This window comes from Sphingomonas daechungensis, assembly GCF_039543105.1.
Classification (GTDB): domain Bacteria; phylum Pseudomonadota; class Alphaproteobacteria; order Sphingomonadales; family Sphingomonadaceae; genus Sphingomicrobium; species Sphingomicrobium daechungense.
In genome coordinates this window covers 1,289,128-1,311,483 of record NZ_BAABJC010000001.1, presented here as the reverse complement: position 1 = coordinate 1,311,483, position 22,356 = coordinate 1,289,128, and the positions used below count along the sequence as shown (strand labels likewise).

The window sequence follows — 22,356 nt, the reverse complement described above, 5'->3', positions numbered from 1 at the left end:
TCTCAGCCGCATGGCGGCCGCTTCAGCGCGCGTCAATCTGGGGAAATGGTGCTGCCGGTGAGGATTGAACTCACGACCTCAGCCTTACCAAGGATGCGCTCTACCACTGAGCTACGGCAGCACTGACCGGAGGAGCGGGCGCTATGGCCAAGCGACCCGCGCCCGTCAACCCGACTTGCCCGCCTCAACAGCGAACGCGTAGGTGGGCCGCATGTCGGGCAAGGACAAGGAACGCGAGGAACGGCTCGCCGCGGCGCTACGCGAGAACCTGCGGCGCAGGAAAGCGCAGGCGCGAGAATTGAAGCCGGGCGAGCCGAAGCGCGATTAGATCGGCGCGCAGGCCTTTTCGAGCCAGCCGAGGTCGTCCCCGGTCAGCCGCGCCCCGATCTTCTCCAGCACCTGCGCGTGGTAGGTGTTTACCCACTCCACCTCTTTCGCGCTCAACATCTCTTTCTTGATCAGCCGCCGCTCGATCGGGGCGAAGGTCAGCGTCTCGAAGCCGAGGGTCTCCTTTTCCGCGCCCTCGACTGGATGCTCGACGACCAGCACCAAATTTTCGATGCGAATGCCGTACTCGCCGGTCTTGTAGTAGCCGGGCTCGTTCGAAAGAATCATGCCCGCCCTCAGCGGCTCATCGCCGCCGGCCTGGGCGCTTCCCGCGGGCGAAATGCGCTGCGGCCCCTCGTGGACCGAGAGGAAGCTTCCGACGCCGTGGCCAGTGCCATGGGCGTAGTCCAAGCCAGCTTCCCACAGCGGCCGACGCGCGAAGCTGTCGAGCTGAGTCCCCCGCGTACCCTTCGGGAAGATGGCGGTGGCAACGGCAATGTGCCCTTGCAGCACTCGCGTGAAGCGGTCGCGCTGCTCGTCGGTCGGCTCGCCGACGACGACAGTACGGGTGATGTCGGTGGTGCCGTCAAGATACTGCCCGCCTGAATCGATCAAGTAGATCGAGTTCATCTCGAGCTTGCGGTTGGTCTTCTCACTCGACCGGTAGTGGACGATCGCCCCGTTTGGGCCGGCGCCGGAAATACTGTCGAACGACAGATCGCGAAGCTCCGGGTCCTCGCGACGCAGCGCTTCCAGATGGTCAGACGCCTTCAGTTCGTCGACTTCGCCCTTCGGTGCTTCGGTCTCGACCCAGCGAAGGAACCGCGAGATCACTGCGCCGTCGCGGTGCTGCGCCGACTTCTGGCCGGCGATCTCGACCGCATTTTTGATCGCCTTGGGGAGGATGGTCGGATCGCGGACCGGGATGATCTTCGCGCCGGCCTTGTCGAGCGCCTCGAAGATTGCCGCCACTGCGCGCTCCGGATCGACCGCGACGGTCTGACCCTTCAGCTCGCCAAGCGCCGCCTCGAACGCGTTGCGGTCGTGCAGCCGAACGCCGTTTCCGAGATGCTGCCGGACCTCGGCGCTGATCTTCTCCGGATTGACGAACAGGTCCGCGGTGCCATCGGAACGGACCAGCGCAAACGCCAGCGCCACCGGCGTCCGCGAAACGTCCTGCCCACGCACGTTGAACGCCCAAGCAATCGAATCCAGCGCCGACAGCACAGCCGCATCGGCGCCCTGCTCGGTCAACCAATCTGCGATTTCCTGGCGCTTATCGGCGGAAGAGCGGCCGGTGTATTTCTCGGGCTGCACCGCCAGATGCGCTTTCGACGCCTCAGGCCGATCCGACCAGACCTTGTCGATCGGGTTCTGCTCGACCGCGATCAGCTCCGCGCCGCGCGCCGCCAGCGATTCCGTCGCTTTCTTCACCCAGTCCCGGCTGTGCAGCCAAGGGTCGTAACCAATCCGCGCACCTTGCGGCGCATGGTCCTTCAGCCAATCGGCGACGCTGGTTTCCGGCACTGACTGGTACGACCAGTCCTTGCCGTCGACCTGCTGCCGCACCTGCAGAGTATACCGCCCATCGACGAAGATCGCGGCTTCCTGCGGCAGGACGACTGCCGAACCCGCGGACCCCTCGAAACCGGTCAGCCACGCTAGCCGCTGGGCATAGCTGCCGACATATTCGCTCATATGTTCGTCGGTCAGCGGAACGACGAAGCCGTCGAGCTGGTCGGCCGCAAGCTGCTCGCGAAGGGCCTTTAGGCGATCTGCATAGCTGGACATGCCAGCTCACTAAGCCCGTCGGACCATCGCAACAAGCTCCTCTGCCGACCTAATCCAGGTTAGGCTGGGGAACCCCTTCGAAGCTGGACCGATATGTCGTCAGGCCGACACATGCTAGCGTCTGCTGGACTGCCCCGAATGTAGGACAAAGTGAGGAACAGGACGGCACGTTCTCCTGACGGTTCCGTTGGTTCGATTGGGTTCTCAGTGCCGAGGCAAATGAATGCAAGTGCTCAACACGCTTTGGGTTGGCGATCAGCTGGGTAAACTGGAGCAGCTTTGCGTGCTCTCCGGGCTTGCTGCCGGCCACCCGTACCACGTTTACTCCTACGAACCCGACAAGCTGCGCGGCGTGCCGGATGGCGCGGAAGTTCGCGACGCGGCGGAGGTTATGCCGCGTCACCGCCTGCTCGCCTACGCCGAGTGCAATTCCTATGCCCTGGGTGCAAATTTCTGGCGCTACGAAATGCTTCGGCAGGGGCGCGGCTATTGGGTCGACCTCGATGTGCTCGTGCTGCGTCCGTTCGATCTCGATCAGCCCTATGTTTTCGGAACCGAGGAGCAGGGGACCGTCAACAATGCGGTGATGCTCGCGCCGCCGGACTCCCCGCTGGTCGAGGATCTCGTCTCGCTTCCCGAGCGGATCGGTTGCCCGCCCTGGTACGGCCCGCGTCGGTCCGCCCAATACTTCCTGCGACGCCTGAAGGAAGGACGCCTGCGCCTCCAGGATTATCCGTGGGGGACGTTTGGGCCGGGCATGCTTGGCTATCTCGTCGGCAAGCACCGGCTGAGCGAGTTCGCGGCGGCGCCGGAGGTCTTCTATCCCTTAAGCTGGAGGGACGTCACCAAGCTCTACGGGCCGGCGGAAGAAGTGGATGCGCTGCTCACGCCGGCAACGCGCGGGATCCACCTCTACAACTCGCAACTCCGCGAGCTCGCCAAGTCGCGGCCTCCGGCCGGGAGCTATATGGCGAGGCAATTCGACAGGTTCGGGCTGAATTGAGGGCAGAAACGCCAGCGGGGGCGAGTGGCTACGGCCTGGTCGTGTCCGCGCTCAGGCCGATCATGAGGACCGGGTTCCCGGGCCGCGGCGCGATCCTTCGCAACTTCATCAACGATCCTGCTCACGAAGACTATTGGAGCAAGGCTGGCCTGCGCTGGGTCAAGGGCGACGTCCACGGCTATGACATGCCGTGCGACCTTTCGATCTTCACTGGCCGCATCGCCTTTTTCCTGCGCCGTTGGAACGAGGCGGATACGCAGTCGATCCTGCTGACCCTCCTGAAGCCTGGCGACACCTTCGTGGACATCGGTGCCAACGTCGGAATGGCGACGCTTACCGCTGCGCGCGCCGTCGGGCCTGCGGGCAGGATCGTCGCATACGAACCCAATCCAGAAGTGGCCGCCATCCTCGATGCAGCCGTGCGACGGAACGGGCTTGAAAATGTCGATGTGCGCCAAAGCGCGATCGGCCCGAAAGCGGGCCGGACAAGTTTGTTTGTGCCGGAGGCCAATCACGGAGAAGCGAGCCTGGGAGCAGCCTCAGGATCTACGGCAGGACGATCGTTTGAAATCGCGATCGAGGATGGCAGCAGGCTCGCCGAACTGGACCGCTGCGATTTCATCAAGATCGACGTCGAAGGCTATGAGGCTCACGTTGTCGATGCCATTTCCGAAACGATCGCGACTTTGCGCCCGCTGGTGTCGACTGAAGTGATCGCGCGGCATCTTGAGCGCTGCGGCTCGACCGTCGAGCATCTCGCCAGGTCTTTCGACCGGCTTTCCTACACAGGCTTTCGTTACTTCAATCAGGCTGCGGGCCTGAGGCACTTTCGAGCGAAGCTAGAGCCATTCGAAGTCGGTCGCCTGGACAGCGACACGAACGTCCTTTGGGTGCCGTCGGAGCGGAGTGCCGCAGTCCGCGACACGGAATTCGTCAGAATACGGAGATAAAGTATCGGAACTTTCTCAGCCAAACTGTGTTGCGCATCCGCGCGTTCGGCTCTGTTAGTCCGGTCGCCGGCTCTGTCAGAGCCGAGCGCGCAAACCTGTCTTAACGGTGCGCTTGGTCCTTGAGCATCGCCGCGCGCTTGGCATCGCAATTGCGCATCTCGGCCTTACCCGGCGTGCTGGGGTTCAGAACGTCGAGGATTTGCCCGGCGATTGCGGATAGCCGCGAAACCGGCTTCGCCTGCGCCGCGGCCGGACCGCGAACGACATCAAATTCGTTGGCCGCGGCCGAGGCCACGGACGAAAGATTCCGACTCACAAAACGCTCCCGCTCATTAACTTTGGCTTTAATATCCTATTGCGACGCCTCTGTTAACGAGTCCGTTACGGCGCTGTCCCGTTTTGACGAAATTTTTTTCGAGCTCGGTTCCACTTCCCGTGGCGCACCACCGCGCTAAGAGCCTGGGCATGGACCAAACCGTCGCATCCTTGCCGCCCCAGGCCGAACAACGGCCCTACAGCTACGAGCGCCACGGCGTGACAGTGGAGGATCCGTGGCACTGGCTCCGCGACCAAGGATATCCGCAGGTCACGGACACCGACGTGCTCGCCTATCTCACGGCCGAGAACGACTATTTCGAACAGTGGCGGGAGCAACACCAGGCCCTCCTCGATCAGCTGTTCGAGGAGATGAAGGGGCGAATCAAGGAAGACGAATCCTCGGTCCCGATCCGCGACGGCGACTATTTCTACTGGTGGGCGTTCAGACCGGGCGCGCAATATCGCACGTGGTACCGGAGGCCTGTCGCGGGCGGCGACGATCAGGTCATCTTCGACGAACCCGCGGAGGCGGAAGGCAAGGACTATTTCCGGCTCGGCGCGTTGGAGGTCAGCCCGGACGGCCGGCTTGCCGCAGTCTACGTCGACGACAGCGGCGCGGAGCGCTTCGCCATCCGCATCCGCGACCTCGCGACTGGCGAGGACCTCGAAACCGTCACCGACGTCGGCATCGGTTCCGCCGTCTGGACGAGCGGTTCCGACGGCATTGTCTTCACCGAGGTCAACGAGAACTGGCGCAGCTACCGCGCCCGCTTCCACCGGCTAGGCACGCCAGCCGACCAGGACGTCACGCTCTACGAGGAGACAGAAGAACTCGGCTTCTCGGTCGGCGTCGGCCATTCGCAGGACCGCAGCCTGATCATCATCGCCACCGGCGACAATGCGACCAGCGAAGTCCGGTTCGTCGGCGCGGACGATCCGACGCAGCCACTCACCCTCGTTTCACCGCGCCAGGAGAAGCGCCAGTACGAAATCGATGCTGCGCACGGGAAGCTGTGGATCCTCACCAACGACGAGCATGTGAACTTTCGCCTCGCCGAGGCCGACCTGGCCAACCCTGGGGACTGGACGATCGTCATTCCGGGATCGGACCGCGTCTACCTTCGGCACGTCACATCCTACCGCGACCACCTTGCGATCCAGCAGCGCGTGGACGGCCTCGATCAGCTGATCCTTCGCACCTATTCGGGCGAGGAGCGCCGCATCCCGTTCGAGGAAGCGAGCTACAGCGCGGCATTCCTCGGCAATCCCGAATTCGCTCCGGAGGCGTACCGGCTGGCCTATTCGTCGCTGGTCACGCCCGCCACCATTTACGACTATCACCCTGCCGACGACCGGCTTGAAGTCCGCAAGATCCAGGAGATCCCGTCCGGCTACGATGCCTCGAAATATGGGACCGAGCGGCTGATGGTCACCGGTCGCGACGGCGTGAGGATCCCGGTTTCCGTCGTCTATCCGAAGGGCTTCAGCAAGGACGGCAGCGGCAAGCTCTTCCTCTACGCTTATGGCGCCTACGGCCTCGCTATTCCGCCCGCGTTCAACACCAATCGCATCAGCCTGCTCGATCGCGGCTGGGCCTATGCCATCGCCCACATCCGCGGTGGCGACGACCTCGGCTACCAATGGTTCCTCGACGGCAAGCTCGAGAAGCGTACCAACACCTTCAATGACTTCGTCGATGTCGCCAAGGGCCTGATCGCGGAAGGCTTCACCCACAAGGGAGGGATCGGCATCAACGGCGGCTCGGCCGGCGGCGAGCTGATGGGCGCGGTGGTGAACTCCGACCCTGACCTGTGGGGCGCGGTCGTTGCCGACGTTCCCTTCGTCGACGTGCTCAACACCATGCTCGACGATACGCTGCCGTTGACGCCCGGCGAATGGCCGGAATGGGGCAATCCGATCACCGACAAGGCCGCGTTCGACCTGATCCGCAGCTACTCCCCCTACGACAACGTCCAGCGCCAGGCTCATCCCCCGATGCTGATCACCGGCGGCCTCAACGACCCGCGCGTGACCTATTGGGAGCCCGCGAAATGGGCTGCCAAGCTTCGCGCCAGCAAGACCGACGACAATCGCCTGATGCTGAAGATCAACATGGGGGCGGGGCACGGCGGCAAGTCCGGCCGCTGGGAGCGCCTGCACGAGATTGCCGAGACTTACGCCTTCGTCCTGACAGAGGTTTGCGAATGAGGCTTGTGCTGGCGCTGCTCGCGCTGGTCCTCCTGCCTGTAACGGCCGCCACGGCGCAGCCGGTCGAAGTCACGGTCCAACGCGACGGCGACGCTTTCCTGGCCGAATTCACTTTGCCACGAGCGGCCCCGGCGTGGGGCTTTTTCCGCTCCTCGCCCGATGCTGGGACCCAGCAATCGTGGCGCCTGCAAAGCTGGCGAGTGCTGACGCCTGGTGTCGCGCTGCAGCGCCGCGGCAGCTTCGACGCCTTCGTCTCCACCAATGCCCGGCCCGTTCCGCTCAAAGTCCGCGTCCGCTTCGATCCGTTCACGGGCGACTTGCTGGCGGACTACGTGCCGGCGCTTCGCCTCGGCGGACGAAGCGTCGCAGTATTCGACGGGCACTTCGCGCTTTTTTCGGTCGGCCGAGCCGATGTGCTGGACCGGCTGAGCTCCAGTGGCGATCCGCGGCTCATGACCGACACCGGCACCGGCGTCCGCTTCCGCGGCGGCAATCTGCGCCTCGCCGGCGATGTCGAAGGATACCGGCGCGGCAACAGCGAAGGCACATACGGCCTCTACGACGTTCCCAAGGCGGTTGTCCGCAACGGCGTCGCGACGGTCCTCGACGGCGACCTGCCGCAATGGATCGCCGACGACCTTGCATCCTATTCGCCGCGCGTCATGCAGTCGCTCACCGCCCGACTGGGCCCGCCCGGGATCACGCAACCGACCATCCTGGCCGCCTGGGAAGGTTCCCAGCGCGACGGCGTCAGCATGAACGGCGGAACACTGAAGGGCCTGATCCTGATGCGCTTCGAAGGCCGCCAGGCGCTCCAGCCGATTCCGGCGCTGGCGGATATGGCCCACTGGTTCATCGCGCACGAAGCGTCGCACTTCTGGCTCGGGCAGAGCATTCACTATGCGTCCCAGCGCGACAGCTGGATCATGGAAGGCGGCGCGGATTTGCTGGCGACCCGCACCGTGCAGAGCCTCAATCCGGCCTTCGACCCGCGGACCAAGCTCAACGAGGGCCTGCGCGATTGCGTGCAGCTCGCGAACCAGCCGATCGCTACGGCGATCGATCGCAACCAGGTTCGTGCAAACTATGCGTGCGGAGTCCTGTTCGCCCTGGTCGCCGAGAAGGTCAGCCGCGGCGACTTCTACGCTTTCGTTCGCAACCTGATCGCCGCCAATCGCGCGGATCGCGAAGTCAGCCTGGACGAATGGCTCACGGCCCTCGCTCGGGCGGGCGGCACCCAGGCCCAGGTCACCACGATCCACGCCATGGTCGAGCGTGGGACACCGCAACCGAAAGCGACCATCGCGAACCTGTTGCGCGGTTCTGCTATTCCCTTCGTCCTCGACCAGAACGGAGTGCCGCAACTGCAATGACGAAACCGGTCTTCGAGCTCGAATTCCTGGCTGCGCCCGAGCACATCGACGAGCTCGGGCACGTCAACAATGCAGTCTGGGTGCAGTGGATCCAGGAGATTGCGGTCTCCCATTGGTATTCGGTTGCTGACCCGCAGCATGACGCCGCCTACTTCTGGGTCGTGGTGCGGCACGAAATCGACTATCTCCGCGCCGCTGTCGAAGGCGATCGCGTGCTTGGCCGGACCTGGGTTGGAGAAGCACCCAAGGGCGCCCGCTTCGACCGCCTGGTCGGGTTCATCGGACCGGACGGCAAGACCTGCGTTCGTGCGCGCACCAGCTGGGCTATCATCGACCGTGCAGCGGGCCGGCCGATCCGGGTTCCGCCAGACGTGATCGCCCCCTTCCTCGACTGATCAGCCGAGCTTTGCGGTCGCCTCCTGCACGGATTCCGACCAGCTACCGCAAGCCAGGACGATAATCCGGAACAAGGGGTAGGCCACGATCAACGCAATGACCGTCGCCAGCGCTGATAGAGTCAGAAGGATCGCAATCACGAGCATTGTTCCGTCCCCCTCGGCCGAAGGTTCGGCCACCGAGGGCTATCCAACAGTACGATGACAGCGTCATGTCGCGCACGCGACCGTTCCGATGCTGTTGAGCGCTTCCTGCAGGGCCTTCTGATCGGCGTCGGTCACCGGTGCGCCGCTGACGTCGGTCACGTTGGTCTCGCCATTGGATTGCGTGTCATCGGGACCGGCGACATCGTAGGCGAGCCACAGGATACCGGCGGCCCACAGCAACGCCATCCAGCGGCTCCTGAAGATCGTGCTGCCTCGCATCGGTACCATGCGCAAAGTATCGCGCAGCGCCGGTTAAGGACGAATTGCGCGCGCCTTCACTTTTTCCGGCCTCGTCCCGCCGAATTGCCTCTTTCCACGGCGATGCATCCGTTGCTTGGCTCCGTTCGTTGACGGAGCGATTCGCGGGAAGACCAATTGGCGAGGCGCAGAGACAATCTCGTACCCGATGAGCCGCAGGACTCGCGGCGATGGACGCGTTTTGCCGACTACTGGCCGAACGCCGACGACCATATTCGCGAAGCCGCAGCCACGGCTCCCGGCAAGCTTGCGGCCTACGGGTCTCGACCCCGTCATGACGCGCCAAGGCCGAAGCGACGCGGTTTCCTCATCCCGATCCTCGCTGTCCTGGTCGCGATTGGAATCAGCCTGTGGGCAAGCGGGTGGCTCCAAGGCGGCATCGGCCGCCCGTCCGAAGCCTCTTCAAGGAGCCGTGGTCTTGTCTTCGGCTCCTGCGGCGAAGGCGGAGTGACCAATTGTGTCGTCAGCGGCGACACCTTTTACCTCGGAGGCAAGACGGTCCGGATTGCCGGGATCGAAGCGCCTCAGGTCTACGGCGCGACTTGCCCGAAGGAAGCGGAGCTAGGTCGCGCGTCCGCCAGGAGGCTGCAGGCCCTGCTGAACTCCGGTGAGATCGAAATGACGAAGGTCGCCCCGGACCTCGATCGCTACGGCCTGCTGCTGAGGACCGTCTCGATCAATGGCAGGGAAGTCGGCCGGGAGATGGTCGAAGCCGGGTTCGCGCGGAACATCGGGGACATGACCCGCAGCTGGTGCTGACCGCCCTTAGTATGTGACGGGGACGTAGAACTGGCCGCGGCTGTCGTAATGCTTGCCGTCAATCGTCAGCATCCAGTCGCCCCACGGGTCTTTCGGTCCGATCGAAAGCTTCGATCCGCAAACCGGCTTCTCGAAGAAGCTGTACCAGGATCCCGCGTTCGAACGCTCGTAGACGTCGATGGCCTTGCCGCCCGGACACGATGTCGAGGGCGCGACTACGACGAACTGACGGTTCGGGCCATCGTAGATCTGCATCCGGCCAAAGCAGGCCTTGGGGTTCTGTCCATGTTTGAGGTCGTTGTCCTTCGCGACTTTGCGGCCTTCGGTCACGACCGCGCCCGCACAGGCAATCGCAATCACTTGCCCGCGTGGGGTCGGCGCGGCGATAGCGGTCGACGGCGGGAGCACTGCAAGGCTGAGGAGTGTCAGGCAGGCTGTCTTGCGCATCACGGACTCCCTGTTTCCGATCACTGACGTTAGGCTGGCTTTCCATCTGGGGAAAGGCGGCGAATGTCGAACCTCAAGCGCAAGAAATACGAGAAGCTGCTGGAGCCCATGCAGGAAGAGCTGGTCGGCATGGCGCATTGGGTCGCGGCGACCGGCCAGCGCGTCGTGGTCCTGTTCGAAGGCCGCGATACCGCCGGGAAGGGGGGTGCGATCCAGGCGGTCGCTGGCCAGCTCAATCCCCGTCAATGTCATGTCGTCGCTTTGGCCAAGCCGAGCGAGGAAGAACGCAGCCAGTGGTACTTCCAGCGCTACGTCGCCCATCTGCCCTGTGCCGGGCAGATCACTCTCTTCGACCGCAGCTGGTACAACCGAGCAGGGGTCGAGAAAGTCATGGGCTTTGCGACCGAGGAGCAGGTCGCGGCCTTTCTGAAAGCCGTCCCGCAATTCGAGCGGATGCTCGTCGCCGACGGCATCCTGTTCTTCAAATATTGGCTGACTTGCGATCAGGAGAAGCAGGAAGAACGCTTCGCGGAACGGGTCGAGGATCCGCTGAAGCGCTGGAAGCTCTCGCCGATCGACCAGGCTGCGCGGGAGAAATATGACGACTACACGCGGGCGCGGGAGGCGATGCTGAAGGCGACCCACACGAAAGAGGCGCCGTGGACCCTGGTCGATTTCAACGACCAGCGTCGCGGCCGGCTGACTCTCGTCCGCGACCTTCTCGATCGCCTGCCGGACACCAAGTGCGAGGATGCCAAGCTCGATTGGCCGGCGCTCGGGCACAAGCCGGCGAAGGAGACGTTTGGCGTCCTGAAGCCGATTCCCAACACTCCGGTCGCCTGATGCGATTTCGGCGGCGTTCGCAGGCGCCGCGCTTCTGGCCCCGCAAACGCCAAAGCCGGCTTGGGCGAATAGCTTTCGTCGCCCGGCCGTTCGGGCTGGCAGCTGTGCTCGCCGTGATCTGGGCGGGTGCCGACCCAATGCTGATCGACCCGCCGGGCTTCCTGTCGAGTGAGCCGGAGCGCGTCTCGGAGACTTTCTCGCGGTGCGGGCCCGGGCGTTCGCACGCCTGCGTGATCGATGGCGACACCTTCAAGCTTGGCCAGCGCAAGGTCCGGATCATCGGCATCGACGCGCCTGAAACGCATGAACCGAACTGCCCGGAAGAAGCGCGGCTTGGCGAACAGGCGACGGCAAAGCTCCGGCAACTGCTCAACCAGGGTCCGTTCGAGATGATCGCGCCGGTCTACGGCAAGCAGGACCGCTATGGCCGCGATCTCCGTACGATCCGGCGGACCTTGCCCAACGGGACCGAGCAGTCCATCGCCGACGACATGCGCGAAAGCGGCCTCGCGCATCGCTACCTCGGAGGGATCAAGCCGGGCTGGTGCTAAGATGTGCCGACCCGGAAGAATGCACTCCAGGTGCAACTTCTGTTCATCTTCCCTCCGGCATTGCCCGGCGGGGCATCGTTGAAGCAGGATGGCGTTATGTTGAGTGCCCTGCCGATATTCCTCGCCGCGGCTGCAGCCCAGCCCGCAGCGGAGCAGGCGACCGAGGCCGCGGCCGCGCAGTACGGGCCGGCGCTCCCTGCCGTGCCCAAGCCGAAGGTCGTGCCTGCGGCGGCGGCAGTCGATCCATGCAAGCCGGTCGAGACCAAGGACGTCAAGGGCGATACGCAGGAAATCGTCGTCTGCGCGCCGCGGGTGGAAGGCTATCGCATCGACCCCGACGTGCTGGAAGCGCAGCGCATCAAGAAGAATCTGGTGAAGCGCCGGCGGCCCGAGCGGCTGGTGGACACGTCGTGCCAAGCGGTAGGGCCCATGGGCTGTCGGAACGGGGCCGGGATCAACCTGCTCGCGGCGGCTGTCACGGCAGCGACGATGATCGAAAAGGCGGTGAAAGGCGAGAACGTCGGCGAGATGTTCATCACCGATCCGCAGCCGGACGAGTATCAGCTCTACAAGGAAGCCAAGGCCGCCCGCGAGGCAAAGGAGGCCGAGCAGGCCGCGGCGCTGAAGGCCAAGGCGGCGGCACAGGCGGCCGCCACAGCGGCTCCAGCTCCGTCGGCCCAATAGAAGCTAACTTCGCGGTAAGCATCGCGGGTTAGACTGCGGTGCATGACCGGATCGATCATCATCCGTTACGTAAATCCGTGGAAGTTCCGGCGCGATCAGAACGCGCAGCGGCTGACGGCGATTCGCGGCCGCGACGGGGACAATTGCCGGCGCTGCAAGCGGCCGATGCAGTTCGACCTTCCGACCGGCCACGACATGCTGCCCAGGGTGGAAATGATCGTTCCGGTGTCGGCGGGCGGCAGCGAGGAGCTCGACAACCTCTGCCTGACTCACGTCCGCTGCAACGCGAAGCACGGCTGCGACACCGCCGAGGTCAAGGAGCGCGCCCGGATCAAGAACGAATCCGACCTGTTCGCCAAGTCGAAGCAGAAGAGGCGGCGGCGCGCCTAGCCGCGGCGAATCGGTTCGCAGGCGACTCCGTCGCCGTCGCCATCCATCTCGACTCGATAACCTGGATCGCCGGCGTAGAGCGGGGCCTTGCCGAGCGCGCGCACCTCGTTGCAACCGGCGTAGAACACGCTCCTCTCGGCCGCATGGCGCTCCTGCGCGGCGGAGGCGGATTCGCCGGCCGACCAGGCGCTGTCGGCAACGTCCTGCTCTTCGGTCTGCGGGACCTGGACGAGCGCGGGCGACTTGGCCGTCTGGCGCACCTTGGCGTCCGCGGACGGCTTGGGACCGTAGGTCGGCGCGCTGGTCAGCAGTGAGGGGCCGACGAAGCCCGCCAGTCCGCCAATTACGATCGCGCCGATGAGAAGACCTCTCATTTCCATGCGACGATGATCGCACGGGCGGGTTTCGAAGGCGTAAAGGCTACTTCACGGGATCCGCGCTGGCGAGGACGGCGAGGGTCTGGCCGGTGGTGGTCGGCAGCACCTTGGCCTCGGTGACCAGCGCGGTCGTCCCCGGAACGATCGCAGCGCGCAGCGCCTGCTGGAACGGCGCGGGCATATGGACTTGAGACAGAATGGTGATGTCGGCGGGCTTGCCCTGATCGCCGTCGTGGCCGGGCACGGCGACGTACATCCAGCGCAGCCCGCCGGGCGCGGCGGCGGCCGTCAGGACGTGGGTCTGGAAGTCGGCGTTCGGCACCGTGATCCGCGCACGCCCGATCTCGACTCCGTTGCGAAGAACGATAGCGCGCTGGTCGCTCTTGGAGACGATGATGGTCAGCGGCCCGCTCGGTGACGCCTGCGGAGTCCAGCGATAGTCCTCGCCCGAGGCCAGCGGCGTATTGTTGCCGAGGCCCGCGGAGTCCGGCTCGAGCACGCCAGGCGACGGCGCGACGACGGGCTGTCCGTAGTTGTTGGCGATGATCACCGTTCCGCCCATGTGGGTGATCCCGAACAGCAGCTTCGAGAATTCCAGCGGCAAGTGCACGCAGCCGTGGCTTTCGGGATAGCCCGGGAGGCCGCCGGCGTGGAGCGCGACGCCCTGCCACGTGAGCCGCTCCTGATAGGGCATCGGCGCGTCGTTATACTTGCTCGAATGGTGGTTCGGATCCTTCTGCAGGATCGTGAACACGCCGGTCGGAGTTTCGTAGCCGGGCTTGCCGGAGGAGACGGTGGAGACCGCGATGCGGACGCCGTTGCGGTAGACGGTGGCGATCTGCGCGGCGAGGTCGACGTAGACCAGGACCGGACCGTCGGGAGCGACTTCCGGAGCCCAGACCCACTGGCCGGGCTTCAGGTCCTGGGCCAGCCGGGCGAGCTCGATCGGCGAAGTCACCGTCGATCCCTGCGCGAAGGCCGGCGAGGCGGCGACGGAGGCGAGGGCAAGCGAAGCGGCGGCGATGCGAAGGGCGAACGGCAGGCGCGGATGGATCATGGTCAGACGCTCCACTTGGCGGAGTTCGGAGCGCAACGCCTAACATATGATAATGACCTGCTAAAGCATGCCATTGCGCATCAGCGCTAACCCAATGCTAACCACGCGGCTGTAGCATCCGGCGCATGGCCAGTCCGCTCAAGCCCGGGAAGCAGTCCGTCGATCTTGCGGCGCCCGTGCGCGTATCCAAGATCCGTCGCGACCCGCCACCGCCGGTCAAGAAAACCGTCGTCCGCGACCCCGACGAGCGAGAAACACGAACGGTGGTGTTCGGCGTGGTCGCCTTCGCGGTCGCGATCTTCATCGTCACCCTGGGCTTCAGCGCCTATTCGGGCTGGTCGCCGGGCGATGTGACGGTCAACGGCACGCTTGATTGAGTTGTCGGCGGCCGCGCTGCCGCCTCGCGAAAGTTGACGATGTTGGATTTCCCTTGAGGGGAAGTTGACCAAGTTGACCGTGTTGCATGCTTTTCGCGAAGCATGGAAGTTCGCCAAGTTGACCCCTCTACGCGCATGTGCGGGCATCCGCGTGCACGTGTGGAATGGCGTTGAGAGAGACAGGCCTTCAAAGGTTTGCGGATGCATCCGCACGATAGGACACAAGTAGGGGCCTGTAGGACAGCAAAATCACGAACCGGCGGGTATGGGACAGTTGCGTTGGGGCTGGCGCGCATTACGCTCAGGTAAGCTCGGGGAGGATATTGCCGTGCGCCAACTCGCCGTCCGCTTGTTAATCGGACTCGCGCTCGTCTCGATCTGTCTTGAAGGGCCGGCGCCCGGTCAAGCCGCGGCGCCATCGGCTCCCGTCGTCTGGAACGCGGATTTCGAAGATAACCACTGCACGATCACAACCGGCAGCATTCATACGCTTGGCCTTTCGCTTTGGATGACTCCGGGCGATTTCGAGCCCGAGCTTTATGTCGTCGGTCCTCCCGATAGGGTCCCGAGATTGGAAGGCTCCATCCGTGTGGAAGCCGGTTCGGGCGGCCAAAGTTTCGATGCGATTTCATCCGTAGAAACGCGAGGCGGCGCGCGCGTCCTGCACATCGTTCAACTTCCGTACGAGTTCACGGCAGCATTCGCTTCTTCGAGCGAAATTCGCTTGAAGTTGCCCGGTCGAAGTCTGGTCGTCCCCATAAAGGAGCAGGGAAGGCAGTGGTCGCCCTTCGAAAGTGCGTTGACGAGATGCTTCCCGGCTGGGGCATCGATCCCAAGACTTTCGCAGCATTACAGAAGCCTCCCACGGAGATCAGGGGGAAATACTGGATTAGCGGCGAAGATTACCCTGCGGACGCGCAAAGGGCGGATTGGTCTGGCTATTTAGTCGTCAGATTGGACGTAGAGCGCGAGATCCGCTATCTCGACAAGCTCATCGACGAGCTCGCCAAGGGAAAGGCGATGGGTGCGATCCTCCGAGCGTAGGTGAGCGAATTCGCAGAATTCGGGAGCCAACGCGAAGAGCTGGAGAGCGGCCGGCGGGTCGGCAAAGCCGAACCTGTTCGACGTCACGAATTTACTTCGGGACGGCTTCTTCCAACCAATCAGGCAATTCGAACCAGCCTGTCGGCGACATGCGTGAGGCGGTACAGGAAGCCCTGCCACCCCGCACGCCTGGCTGTAGCGCTTAGCGGATTCCGGGCGTCGAAGATCGATGCATCCTGAAGGTCGGCGGAGAGGTAGTAGATTGCCTTTCGCTTGTCCGTCTTTCCCACCGCAACAATGAACAGGGGAAAGTAAATTCCGGAATCCATGCGCTCCTTTTGGGGCGCCCAAGCTGCTCCTAGGATTGTGTCCGGCTTCCGATCGACATCATCGACCCGTGTGGCCTTCACCTGAGCGAGATAGCCGCAGAAGTCGCAGATTAAGTCGGCGCAACGGAAGTTTGTTGGAAGGCGCTTGAGTGTTTTCGTGCGCTTGCATTGGGGGCAATCGCAGGTTGCGGCGACGAGCTTTTCGCCTAGCTCGCCGAGGTCTTGCTTGTCGGTCGCCACCCGAATCTCCCGCTTTTCCAGCGGTAGATCTGAAAAGGCTTCGTTCCACAAGAACGGTCGGCTAGCAATTTCATGTGGGACGGGGACCGCAAGACCGACAAGGTGAGTGGCTTAGCCCGGACGCTTATGACGCACTCAGCCCGAAGGAAAAGCGCGACCTTTGGGCACGTCGGCAGATCGAGCGAAAGTATGGTCGCCGTAGGCAATCGCATAGCAGGCGTCGGAATAATCCTCTGGCCGAGACGTTGGTTGGCTTCGCCATTTTCGGCGCGTTGATCGCCGGGGTGTTCGCTTGGCAGTCGAAGCCCATGTCGTGGTTCAGTTCTCCCGCGCTGACTGCCAGCGGGGAGAAAGCCGTCACGGCAAACTTTCGGCTTTGTCACATCGGCGGCGGGACGAATTGTGTCGTGGATGGCGACACGATCTGGCTGGAGGGGCAGAACATCCGGATTGCCGACATCGATGCGCCGGAAACGCATGAGTTCGATTGTCAGGAAGAGAAAGCCCTTGGCGACCGAGCGACGCTAAGGCTGCAAGAGGTGGTGAGCCACCACACAAGTACCCCAGAAATGATGGCCACGAGCAAAGCCGTAGCTGTCGTGACTGAGAACTTTCGCCAATCCATAGGGCCCCCGTAAATTCATCGCACCTTATGGCGCGATAAGTTCCGGGGCAATTAGTCAGGTCGCGCTTCCGTCGCCGCAGCAACTACAGCAAGTGCGTGCGCCTTTATTCATCCTAGGCCGTGATGAGAAACTAGGGGCACCAAGCACTAGTCACTCCGCCGCCACTCCAGCCTTTTCGAACATGTCGCCAGTCTCAGCACTGTCAGCCGCCGCCTCAGCCGCCTCGCCGCCTGACCCATCGTTCGCGGCCGCCTTCGCCTTCTGCCGGCGATCGAAATTGTCCCACACCTCGCCCCAGTTCCCACGCGTCGCCGCCTTCGAATATTCCGTCGCGCGGGTTTCGAAGAAGTTGGCGTGCTCGACGCCGTTCAGCAGCGGCGCGAGCCACGGCAGCGGGTGGTCGTCGACCATGTAGATCGGCGCGAAGCCGAGCTGCCCCAGCCGCCAGTCGGCGATGTAGCGGATGTACTTCTTGATCTGCTTGGGCGTCATGCCCTCCACCGGGCCCATCTCGAACGCCAGGTCGATGAACGCATCTTCCAGCCGAACCGTCTTCTGGCAGGCGTCGATGATCTCTTCCTTCACCGACTTGGTCAGGCAGTTCCGTTCCTTGGTGAAGGCGTGGAACAAACGGATGATGCCTTCGCAGTGAAGGCTCTCGTCGCGGACCGACCAGCTGACGATCTGGCCCATGCCCTTCATCTTGTTGAAGCGCGGGAAGTTCATCAGCATCGCGAAGCTGGCGAACAGCTGCAGCCCCTCGGTGAAGCCGCCGAACATCGCCAGCGTCTTGGCAATGTCCTCGTCGGTGTCGACGCCGAAGTGCTGCAGGTAATCGTGCTTGTCCTTCATCTCCTTGTACTGGAGGAAGGCGCTGTACTCGCTCTCCGGCATGCCGATGGTGTCGAGCAGGTGCGAGTAGGCCGCGATGTGCACCGTCTCCATGTTGGAGAAAGCGGTCAGCATCATCTTGATCTCGGTCGGCTTGAACACGCGGCCATACTTGTCGTGGTAGCAGTCCTGCACCTCGACGTCGGCCTGCGTGAAGAAGCGGAAGATCTGCGTGAGCAGGTTGCGCTCATGCTCGGTGAGCTTCTGCGCCCAGTCGCGACAATCCTCGCCGAGCGGCACTTCCTCCGGCATCCAGTGGATCTGCTGCTGACGCTTCCAATATTCGAACGCCCAGGGGTATTCGAACGGCTTGTACGCTTTGTTGGACTGCAGCAGGGGCATCAGTTGGCTCCTTGGGAAAGTGGTGCGCGACCGGCGATCGCGAAGGCGGTGAGCATCAGTCCGAATGCGGCCGCCATCATTCCGGCGATCAGCATTGCGGTGCTCCGAGGGTTCTGGCCGACGCCGCCGCGGACGGCGACGGTCATCGTGGCCACGCCCGCCAATATGGCGATCGGGCCGAGGATCATGAAGAGGGCGAGGGCGCTCATCAGCCGATGTCCTCGACGCGCTTGGCCTTGACGTCGATGACGTTGCGGTCGCGGTAGACGACCTGGCCCTTGCGGGCGCCGACGCCGAACACGACGATGCCGAGGAAATAGCCGAAGTCGTACCAGCCGCCGTTGTTGGGGACGGCGTAGATCGCGACCTTGCTGAAGAAGAGCGAGAATACCCAGGCGACCGGGAAGATGAAGCCATGCCACAGGCCCAGCAGGAAGCCGGGCGAGCCGGATGCGACGGCGGCGCTGTCCTGCGTCGCGGCGCAGGCGGATAGGGCTAGGGCGGCCGCGGCGGCTGCGGCAAATCGAGGCCGGAACGCGCGCGACACCCCGCCGCGCGGGCTCCGGCCTCTTTCCCCCACCCGGGGACTGGTGAACTTATGCGCGGTCACTGACCAAGCTCCGCCGGTGACGGCTGGTAGTTGAGCAGGCCGAGGCCGTGGATCACGAGCAGCAGCGCGATAACGAACAGGATCACCGCGCCCTGGCTGCCGTACTGGTCGCCGCCGCGCGGCCGCCGGTACATCCAGACTCCGCCCGCGAAGATCGCGGCCGCGGCGGCAAGCTCGACGATCTGCGCGGTGGTCATCGCTTGAGCAACTCCCCAACGCCCGCCTTCTGCGCATACTGCAGCAGCTCGGCGCTGAAATAGACGGTGGCAAGGAAGCCGATCAGGTCGAGCAGGAGGAGCCCGCCGACGACGGAGCCGGCGACCGTGGCGACCTTGCGCGTCCGCGGCGAGATTACTGGCAGGCGAGACATTCGTCATAGTCCGTGGTCGTGGTGACCTGGATTTCGCGAAGCTCGGGCGTGTTGTCCGCCTCGACCCCGCCGGCGAAACCGGCGCGCTGCACCGACTTTGAGCGGAGGTAATAAAGCGACTTGATACCCAGCTCCCACGCGCGGAAGTGGAGCATCAAGAGGTCCCACTTGTCGACGTCGGCCGGGATGAACAGGTTCAGCGACTGCGCCTGGTCGATGAACGGCGTGCGGTCGCCCGCAAGCTCCAGCAGCCAGCGCTGGTCGATCTCGAAGCTGGTCTTGAACACGTCCTTTTCTTCCTGGGTCAGGAAGTCGAGGTGCTGCACGGAACCGCCCTGCTCGAGGATCGAGTTCCACACCTTGTCGGTGTCCTTGGCCTTGTCCTTGAGCAGCTTCTCGAGGTGCGGATTGCGGATCGAGAAGGAGCCCGACAGCGTCTTGTGCGTGTAGACGTTGGCCGGGATCGGCTCGATGCAGGCCGAGGTGCCGCCGCAGATGATCGAGATCGACGCGGTCGGCGCGATCGCCATCTTGCAGCTGAAGCGCTCCATCACGCCCATGTCGGCGGCGTCCGGGCACGGCCCGCGCTCCTTGGCGAGCATCATCGAGGCTTCGTCGACCTGCGCACGGATGTGCTTGAAGATCTTCATGTTCCACGACTTCGCCATCGCGCCCTCGAACGGGATCGAGCGGGCCTGGAGGAAGGAGTGGAAGCCCATGACGCCGAGGCCGACCGAGCGCTCGCGATCGGCGCTGTACTTGGCGCGCGCCATCTCGTCCGGCGCGCGGGCGATGTAGTCGGAAAGGACGTTGTCGAGGAAGCGCATGACGTCCTCGATGAAGGTCTTGTCGCCCTTCCACTCGTCCCACGTCTCGAGGTTCAGCGAGCTGAGGCAGCAGACGGCGGTGCGGTCGACGCCGAGGTGGTCCTTGCCGGTCGGAAGCGTAATTTCCGAGCAGAGGTTCGAGGTCGACACCTTGAGGCCGAGATCGCGGTGATGCTTCGGCATCGTCTTGTTCACGGCGTCGATGAAGATGATGTACGGTTCGCCCGTCGCGAGGCGGGTCTCGACCAGCTTCTGGAACAACGTGCGGGCATCGACCTTGCCGCGAACGCTGCCGTCCTTGGGGGACTTCAGCTCGAACCCGGCGCCGTCGCGGACCGCTTCCATGAACTCGTCGGTGACGAGCACGCCGTGGTGCAGGTTCAGCGCCTTGCGGTTGAAGTCGCCCGACGGCTTCCGGATTTCGAGGAATTCCTCGATCTCCGGGTGGTTGATGTCGAGGTAGCAGGCAGCCGAACCGCGGCGGAGCGAGCCCTGCGAAATGGCGAGCGTCAGGCTGTCCATCACTCGGACGAACGGAATGATGCCGCTGGTCTTGCCGTTGAGGCCGACCGGCTCGCCGATGCCGCGGACGCTGCCCCAATAGGTGCCGATGCCGCCGCCGCGCGAGGCGAGCCAGACGTTTTCGTTCCAGGTGCCAACGATGCCGTCGAGGCTGTCGGACACACTGTTGAGGTAGCAGCTGATCGGGAGGCCGCGGCCAGTGCCGCCATTCGAGAGAACAGGCGTAGCCGGCATGAACCACAGCTTCGAGATGTAGTCGTAGATGCGCTGGGCGTGCTCGGCATCGTCCGCGTAGGCTGCAGCGACGCGGGCGAAGAGGTCCTGATTGGTCTCGCCGGGGAGCAGATAACGGTCCTTCAGCGTCTCCTTGCCGAATTCCGTCAGCAAGGCATCGCGCGACTCATCGGTGGTCACGTCAAACGCCCGGGCGTCGACCGTCTTGCTGGTGCGGACCGCGGTTGCGGTGTCGTCGCTCGGTACTTCTGAGCCGGTTGAAAAATCCATCACGCTTCCCCGTCCGCTGCCGACCTCCGAAGAGATCCTTTGTTCACCAATTGTTCGACTCGGAGCCATGCCGGCGACCCTAGCCGTTTTCGGCGCGTCGCGGGGCATTTTCACCACCGTCCCCTGTGGAAATCGGGGACGATTCGGGTCGGCCGCTGGAATAGCATATTCCAGCGTCAGACACCAGTAATTGGGTGTACCCCCCTAATCGCTACAACCTATAGTGCCTCAACTGGCGTGGGACGCAAGCGGATAAATCGCAAGTGAACCAAATATCCTGTGGATGAGTCTTCGCCGCAACGATCGTCCCAAATTGAATCACTGGCGGCCCCGGTTCTGCGTCCGGACTTCGCGCGTCAGAAGGGGAAAAAGATGGGGATGGCGACGATTGCGGCGGTCCAGGTGATCAGGTTCAAGGGGAGGCCGACCTTCACGAAATCGAGAAAGTTGTAGCCCCCCATTTGATAGACAAGGACGTTGGTCTGATAGCCGAAAGGTGTCGCGAAGGCGGCGCTCCCCGCGATCATGACCGCGACCAGAAATGGACGCGGACTGACGTGCAGCGCCTCGGCCATGGACACTGCCACTGGGGTGAACAGGACGGCGACGGTGGCATTCGACAACAGTTCGGTGGCGAACAGAGTTGCCCCGTAAATGACGATGAGGGCTAGCAGGGGGCTGAGCTGCTCGAGGTTGCCCACCAGCAAGGCTGTGGCGGAATCCGCAACGCCCGAGACCCGAAGCGCAATCCCGAGAACCAGCATCCCGGCGATCAGCATCAGGACATCCGGGCGCAGTCCGCTATAGGCCTCGTCGGCCGTGATCACCCGAATGAGGATCAGCAAAACTGCCCCGGCGAACGCACAGGCCGCAATCGGGGCAAAGTTGAGTGCCGAAAGCACGATCACCGAGATGAAAACGGTCAACGACGCAAAAGCCTTCAAGAGACGCAACGGTCGTTCCGATGCGAATGCGGTTGCCGTGCCGACCTGACCCCCCATGAGGCCAAGACTCGTCGATTCCGTCGATTCCAGCGCCACGGGTTCGCCGTTGCGCCCGTTGCCCCGAATCAGCCTGCCGCTGAAGAACATCAGGTAGATCCCGCCCGAGATGGCCACCACGAGACCGACAGGGGTGATTTCGAATATGCCGAACTTGGGCTGCCCGGCGACGCCGGCCATGTCGTTCACAAGCAGGTTGGTCGACGTTCCGATGAGCGTGCAGCAGCCCCCAAGCACCGCTGCGTAGGACAACGGCATGAGGAAGACTTTGGGAGACAGCCCAAGCGATCTTGCCGCATCGCGGATTACCGGCGCGCCGAGTACGACGATTGGTGTGTTGTTGAGGAAGGATGAGGCTACTCCGCAAGAGCAATGACGATCCACAGGCCCGCTTTGCCGATCCGGCGGCACAAGCTGGCGAGCCCTCTGATCGAAGCATCCAGCAACCCCGACAGTTCCATCGCGTAGGCAATCACGAAGAGCGACGCGAGCGCGATGATCGCCGGGCTGGCGAAGGCACTCTGCACCTGGATCGGCCGGACCACGCCGGTCAGCAGCAAGATGGCGGCTCCCGTCAACGCAACGACGTCTGATCGAAGCTTGTCCCAAATCATGGCGAGAACGACCGCGGCCAGGACGACGAGGGTGATGGCTTGGGGATTGAGACCGTGCATTTGGCACGACAACCCTCTCGGAATGGCAGTGGTTCAGATTTGGGTCTCGACCCCGCGGCAT

Annotated in this window: 27 protein-coding genes, 1 tRNA gene and 1 pseudogene; 13 read left to right on the top strand and 16 right to left on the bottom strand. The window is 63.6% G+C overall.

Annotated features, from left to right (window positions below; all coding sequences use genetic code 11):
- Nucleotides 1-46 precede the first annotated feature (46 nt).
- Together ABD928_RS06895 and ABD928_RS06890 are read right to left on the bottom strand one after the other, a co-directional pair.
- Nucleotides 47-121, bottom strand: a tRNA-Thr gene (locus tag ABD928_RS06895).
- Between the two features lie 203 nt (nt 122-324).
- Nucleotides 325-2,118: an aminopeptidase P family protein gene (locus ABD928_RS06890; RefSeq protein ID WP_345167369.1), complete on the bottom strand. Its 1,794-nt coding sequence runs from the start codon at nt 2,116-2,118 to the stop codon at nt 325-327.
- 223 nt (nt 2,119-2,341) lie between these two features.
- On the opposite strand from ABD928_RS06890, the gene ABD928_RS06885 reads away from it, so the two are divergent.
- Both ABD928_RS06885 and ABD928_RS06880 read left to right on the top strand, forming a co-directional pair.
- Nucleotides 2,342-3,121: a hypothetical protein gene (locus ABD928_RS06885; RefSeq protein ID WP_345167366.1), complete on the top strand. Its 780-nt coding sequence runs from the start codon at nt 2,342-2,344 to the stop codon at nt 3,119-3,121.
- Between the two features lie 62 nt (nt 3,122-3,183).
- Complete coding sequence (locus ABD928_RS06880) at nt 3,184-4,071, top strand: FkbM family methyltransferase (protein WP_187713695.1); 888 nt, start codon at nt 3,184-3,186, stop codon at nt 4,069-4,071.
- A gap of 100 nt (nt 4,072-4,171) precedes the next feature.
- Here the strand turns inward: ABD928_RS06880 and ABD928_RS06875 are convergent, their stop codons facing one another.
- Nucleotides 4,172-4,387 carry a hypothetical protein gene (locus tag ABD928_RS06875; protein ID WP_187713696.1) on the bottom strand — a complete coding sequence of 72 codons (216 nt, stop codon included), beginning with the start codon at nt 4,385-4,387 and terminating at the stop codon, nt 4,172-4,174.
- Between the two features lie 149 nt (nt 4,388-4,536).
- Between ABD928_RS06875 and ABD928_RS06870 the strand changes: the two genes are divergently transcribed.
- Genes ABD928_RS06870 through ABD928_RS06860 form a run of 3 tightly spaced genes read left to right on the top strand, consistent with a single transcriptional unit; the run spans nt 4,537 to nt 8,365 of the window.
- Nucleotides 4,537-6,597 carry a S9 family peptidase gene (locus ABD928_RS06870; RefSeq protein WP_345167362.1) on the top strand — a complete coding sequence of 687 codons (2,061 nt, stop codon included), beginning with the start codon at nt 4,537-4,539 and terminating at the stop codon, nt 6,595-6,597.
- On the top strand, nt 6,594-7,970 hold the full coding sequence (locus tag ABD928_RS06865) for a hypothetical protein (RefSeq protein WP_187713697.1): 1,377 nt from the start codon (nt 6,594-6,596) through the stop codon (nt 7,968-7,970). Before ABD928_RS06870 ends, ABD928_RS06865 begins: the two co-directional genes overlap by 4 nt.
- Complete coding sequence (locus ABD928_RS06860; protein WP_187713698.1) at nt 7,967-8,365, top strand: acyl-CoA thioesterase; 399 nt, start codon at nt 7,967-7,969, stop codon at nt 8,363-8,365. The genes ABD928_RS06865 and ABD928_RS06860 overlap by 4 nt, the downstream gene beginning before the upstream one ends.
- On the opposite strand, the gene ABD928_RS06855 is transcribed toward ABD928_RS06860, so the two are convergent.
- A complete protein-coding gene (locus ABD928_RS06855) occupies nt 8,366-8,545 on the bottom strand; it encodes a hypothetical protein (RefSeq protein ID WP_345167358.1) in 180 nt (59 codons plus the stop codon).
- A 30-nt stretch (nt 8,546-8,575) separates the two neighbouring features.
- Nucleotides 8,576-8,791 carry a hypothetical protein gene (locus ABD928_RS06850; RefSeq protein ID WP_345167355.1) on the bottom strand — a complete coding sequence of 72 codons (216 nt, stop codon included), beginning with the start codon at nt 8,789-8,791 and terminating at the stop codon, nt 8,576-8,578.
- Between the two features lie 156 nt (nt 8,792-8,947).
- Here ABD928_RS06850 and ABD928_RS06845 point away from each other — a divergent pair, with 156 nt between their 5' ends.
- Entirely contained in the window at nt 8,948-9,589 is a 642-nt protein-coding gene (locus ABD928_RS06845) for a thermonuclease family protein (RefSeq protein WP_187713701.1), read from the top strand.
- 6 nt (nt 9,590-9,595) lie between these two features.
- On the opposite strand, the gene ABD928_RS06840 is transcribed toward ABD928_RS06845, so the two are convergent.
- Nucleotides 9,596-10,036, bottom strand: coding sequence for a hypothetical protein (locus ABD928_RS06840; protein WP_187713702.1), 441 nt, complete (start codon nt 10,034-10,036; stop codon nt 9,596-9,598).
- 63 nt (nt 10,037-10,099) lie between these two features.
- On the opposite strand from ABD928_RS06840, the gene ppk2 reads away from it, so the two are divergent.
- The 4 genes from ppk2 (at nt 10,100) to ABD928_RS06820 (ending at nt 12,504) form a co-directional block, all read left to right on the top strand.
- A complete protein-coding gene (ppk2, locus tag ABD928_RS06835; RefSeq protein WP_345167350.1) occupies nt 10,100-10,879 on the top strand; it encodes a polyphosphate kinase 2 in 780 nt (259 codons plus the stop codon).
- Complete coding sequence (locus ABD928_RS06830) at nt 10,879-11,430, top strand: thermonuclease family protein (protein ID WP_345167347.1); 552 nt, start codon at nt 10,879-10,881, stop codon at nt 11,428-11,430. Before ppk2 ends, ABD928_RS06830 begins: the two co-directional genes overlap by 1 nt.
- A gap of 96 nt (nt 11,431-11,526) precedes the next feature.
- On the top strand, nt 11,527-12,114 hold the full coding sequence (locus ABD928_RS06825; RefSeq protein ID WP_345167344.1) for a hypothetical protein: 588 nt from the start codon (nt 11,527-11,529) through the stop codon (nt 12,112-12,114).
- Nucleotides 12,115-12,156: 42 nt separating this feature from the next.
- Nucleotides 12,157-12,504 (top strand): HNH endonuclease, encoded by a 348-nt coding sequence (locus ABD928_RS06820; RefSeq protein WP_187713705.1) that lies wholly within the window; start codon nt 12,157-12,159, stop codon nt 12,502-12,504.
- On the opposite strand, the gene ABD928_RS06815 is transcribed toward ABD928_RS06820, so the two are convergent.
- On the bottom strand, nt 12,501-12,878 hold the full coding sequence (locus tag ABD928_RS06815; protein ID WP_223276092.1) for an excalibur calcium-binding domain-containing protein: 378 nt from the start codon (nt 12,876-12,878) through the stop codon (nt 12,501-12,503). The genes ABD928_RS06820 and ABD928_RS06815 overlap by 4 nt on opposite strands.
- Nucleotides 12,879-12,924: 46 nt before the next feature.
- Nucleotides 12,925-13,953, bottom strand: a complete 1,029-nt coding sequence (locus ABD928_RS06810; protein ID WP_223276093.1) for a L,D-transpeptidase family protein — start codon at nt 13,951-13,953, stop codon at nt 12,925-12,927.
- A 110-nt stretch (nt 13,954-14,063) separates the two neighbouring features.
- Here ABD928_RS06810 and ABD928_RS06805 point away from each other — a divergent pair, with 110 nt between their 5' ends.
- Both ABD928_RS06805 and ABD928_RS06800 read left to right on the top strand, forming a co-directional pair.
- On the top strand, nt 14,064-14,315 hold the full coding sequence (locus ABD928_RS06805; RefSeq protein ID WP_187713707.1) for a hypothetical protein: 252 nt from the start codon (nt 14,064-14,066) through the stop codon (nt 14,313-14,315).
- A 777-nt stretch (nt 14,316-15,092) separates the two neighbouring features.
- Nucleotides 15,093-15,359 carry a DUF2200 family protein gene (locus ABD928_RS06800; RefSeq protein ID WP_345167336.1) on the top strand — a complete coding sequence of 89 codons (267 nt, stop codon included), beginning with the start codon at nt 15,093-15,095 and terminating at the stop codon, nt 15,357-15,359.
- A gap of 119 nt (nt 15,360-15,478) precedes the next feature.
- Here ABD928_RS06800 and ABD928_RS06795 read toward each other — a convergent pair whose 3' ends face one another.
- Nucleotides 15,479-15,928 carry a DpnI domain-containing protein gene (locus ABD928_RS06795; RefSeq protein ID WP_187713708.1) on the bottom strand — a complete coding sequence of 150 codons (450 nt, stop codon included), beginning with the start codon at nt 15,926-15,928 and terminating at the stop codon, nt 15,479-15,481.
- 245 nt (nt 15,929-16,173) lie between these two features.
- Here ABD928_RS06795 and ABD928_RS06790 point away from each other — a divergent pair, with 245 nt between their 5' ends.
- Nucleotides 16,174-16,566, top strand: coding sequence for a thermonuclease family protein (locus ABD928_RS06790; protein ID WP_345167334.1), 393 nt, complete (start codon nt 16,174-16,176; stop codon nt 16,564-16,566).
- Nucleotides 16,567-16,704: 138 nt separating this feature from the next.
- On the opposite strand, the gene ABD928_RS06785 is transcribed toward ABD928_RS06790, so the two are convergent.
- The 7 genes and pseudogenes from ABD928_RS06785 to ABD928_RS06755 form a co-directional block, all read right to left on the bottom strand.
- Complete coding sequence (locus ABD928_RS06785; RefSeq protein WP_345167331.1) at nt 16,705-17,787, bottom strand: ribonucleotide-diphosphate reductase subunit beta; 1,083 nt, start codon at nt 17,785-17,787, stop codon at nt 16,705-16,707.
- Nucleotides 17,787-17,996, bottom strand: coding sequence for a hypothetical protein (locus ABD928_RS06780; RefSeq protein WP_187713709.1), 210 nt, complete (start codon nt 17,994-17,996; stop codon nt 17,787-17,789). Before ABD928_RS06780 ends, ABD928_RS06785 begins: the two co-directional genes overlap by 1 nt.
- Nucleotides 17,996-18,397 carry a hypothetical protein gene (locus ABD928_RS06775; protein WP_345167327.1) on the bottom strand — a complete coding sequence of 134 codons (402 nt, stop codon included), beginning with the start codon at nt 18,395-18,397 and terminating at the stop codon, nt 17,996-17,998. Before ABD928_RS06775 ends, ABD928_RS06780 begins: the two co-directional genes overlap by 1 nt.
- On the bottom strand, nt 18,394-18,594 hold the full coding sequence (locus ABD928_RS06770; RefSeq protein WP_187713711.1) for a hypothetical protein: 201 nt from the start codon (nt 18,592-18,594) through the stop codon (nt 18,394-18,396). Before ABD928_RS06770 ends, ABD928_RS06775 begins: the two co-directional genes overlap by 4 nt.
- Nucleotides 18,591-18,767: a hypothetical protein gene (locus ABD928_RS06765; protein ID WP_187713712.1), complete on the bottom strand. Its 177-nt coding sequence runs from the start codon at nt 18,765-18,767 to the stop codon at nt 18,591-18,593. The genes ABD928_RS06770 and ABD928_RS06765 overlap by 4 nt, the downstream gene beginning before the upstream one ends.
- Nucleotides 18,749-20,620 (bottom strand): ribonucleoside-diphosphate reductase subunit alpha, encoded by a 1,872-nt coding sequence (locus ABD928_RS06760; protein WP_345167324.1) that lies wholly within the window; start codon nt 20,618-20,620, stop codon nt 18,749-18,751. Before ABD928_RS06760 ends, ABD928_RS06765 begins: the two co-directional genes overlap by 19 nt.
- 356 nt (nt 20,621-20,976) lie before the next feature.
- Nucleotides 20,977-22,295, bottom strand: a pseudogene (locus tag ABD928_RS06755) (SLC13 family permease).
- Nucleotides 22,296-22,356 lie beyond the last annotated feature (61 nt).